Source organism: Salinivibrio socompensis S35 (genome assembly GCF_000513715.1).
In the GTDB taxonomy this organism is placed as follows: Bacteria; Pseudomonadota; Gammaproteobacteria; order Enterobacterales; family Vibrionaceae; genus Salinivibrio; species Salinivibrio socompensis.
This window is the reverse complement of sequence record NZ_AQOD01000211.1, coordinates 1-1,885: the sequence shown is the minus strand read 5'-3', so window position 1 is coordinate 1,885 and position 1,885 is coordinate 1. Positions and strand designations below refer to the sequence as shown.

At 44.4% G+C, this 1,885-nt stretch carries 1 protein-coding gene and 2 pseudogenes; all 3 read left to right on the top strand.

The features are described 5' to 3' along the window. Nucleotides 1-452, top strand: a pseudogene (locus DZ54_RS26535) (hypothetical protein); the annotation flags it as partial. Between the two features lie 35 nt (nucleotides 453-487). Further along, complete coding sequence (locus DZ54_RS26530) at nucleotides 488-871, top strand: hypothetical protein (protein ID WP_240474070.1); 384 nt, start codon at nucleotides 488-490, stop codon at nucleotides 869-871. Between the two features lie 790 nt (nucleotides 872-1,661). Further along, nucleotides 1,662-1,885: pseudogene (locus DZ54_RS25640) on the top strand (hypothetical protein); the annotation flags it as partial.

Sequence of the window (1,885 nt, the reverse complement as noted above, 5' to 3'; positions counted from 1 at the left end):
AGGAAAAAGTAGAGCGCCAACGCAGAGAGCGCGTCGAACAAAGTGATAAAACCTGGGAATATGTTCAGGCGAATCAAGATCGCTATGCCAAGCACAGGGCGGAGGTGCTTGCTAAACGAAAGTCGTCAGCGCACGTTTACCCTTTTACTGATGAGGCACTGCTAGATGATGCACGTGAAGTGGCAAGAGAGTACCAGTGGGATCATTCGCAACAAAGAAATACGCGTCTTGCTGTGTTAACCCCAGAAGAAGCGAACGAGTATTTGGACGCCTTTATGCAAGATACGCATGGGCAGCTATCAACGGGTAAAGACTACACGGGAGTGGCAACTGGCTTGAAAGGAGCCTATGAAGTTGCAAAAGAGCTGGGAGGATTAGGAGCGACAGCCAAAGCGGTTAACATTAACGGTGTGATGAGCATCGTGGTTGAAAACTATCAACCCGTTACCTAGATATTGGCCCTCGCTGGCAAGCAGCCACTCCTCAGATGCTTAAGTTGGGACATGCGCTCAATACAGTGAAAGGAAATGTCACCTACCTTAAAGGCAATGTTTATGTCGAAGTTATTTTTAGCGGTGCAGTCAATGCAGTTGACTATATGCTTCACGATGAAAAAACATTAGGCGAAGTGGTTGGGCAGTTTTCTGCAGACGTTGCTAAAGGCGTAGTAACAGGCGTTATCGCACAAGGCTTTACTCTACTCGTTAGCGGTGTGATTGCTACTTTCGTTGCGCCGCCTACTGTAGCAGTATTAGGTGTATTTGCTATCGCTGCTTTTGGTATTGGCTTTGTGGTTTCAGAAATTGATGACGAGTATAACTTCACCGAACCGATGAAGAGAGAAATTGAGAAAATAGTCAATGAAAATTAGTCGTTTAAAGTCATCAGGATATTTGGTTTTATTAATGCCATTTTTATGGGTGAGTGGATATTTCTCACTGAGGGTGGTGACTTCACTATCTTCTTATGAAAACCTTGTGAAGGTTTACGCTCCTATTAACAATGCTTCTTTACTAGCTATGTTACATTAGCTGCCATTTCGTTTCTGATAATGGTTATCACCTTTATTTCTGGTCGGTCTTTAAATTGGCTTCCAAGAATAGTGTTAATATTTTTTTTATCATTGACCGTTCTGTCATTTGCTTATGGCTGGTATGTGACAGAAGAAACAAAAAAAGAACTTTACGAACGTGGTTATATTGAGTGTGATTCGAAAAGGAAACTGGGGCTAAAATACTCTAGTCGGACTTATGCTTTATCACCTGAGCTGTGCGTGTCTGAATAGATTTAATCTGATATGAGAGAGAAAGTCTTTTAAAGACAAGACTTGACGTATCGTATTTTTAAACTAACACCTACTGTTCTGGCGCTTATCTTTCCGGCTTTCCATTGGTAAGATAAGCGCCAGAGATTGGTTATCGGACAGGCACTTTAGTCCCGATGGTGCCTTTGGCGACGATGACACAAGTCCCGGCACAATATCAACAATCATGCACCATGCCGCTGGGCGCCAGTTGCACTGCGCCTGCCACGATCGGTGCCAAATTTGACCTCTGTGAGTTAGCGGGACAGGTACTATTTGTGTGGCTTTTCAGGCAAGTTTTTGCCACAGATATTCCTGTTGTATCATTGCGCGGATAGAAATATATGAGAAAGTAAACATGGACATTAGTAGAATTAATACGCGCTGGATAGAAGGTGACACGCAACCCGAAGAGCCTGTCGCCAGGGAGACGACGAAGGAAAAAGTAGAGCGCCAACGCAGAGAGCGCGTCGAACAAAGTGATAAAACCTGGGAATATGTTCAGGCGAATCAAGATCGCTATGCCAAGCACAGGGCGGAGGTGCTTGCTAAACGAAAGTCGTCAGCGCACGTTTACCCTTT

Excerpts from the sequence above, each read along its gene's own strand:
- DZ54_RS26530 (WP_240474070.1), top strand. The coding sequence starts at position 488 with ATGCTTAAGTTGGGACATGCGCTCAATACAGTGAAAGGAAATGTCACC.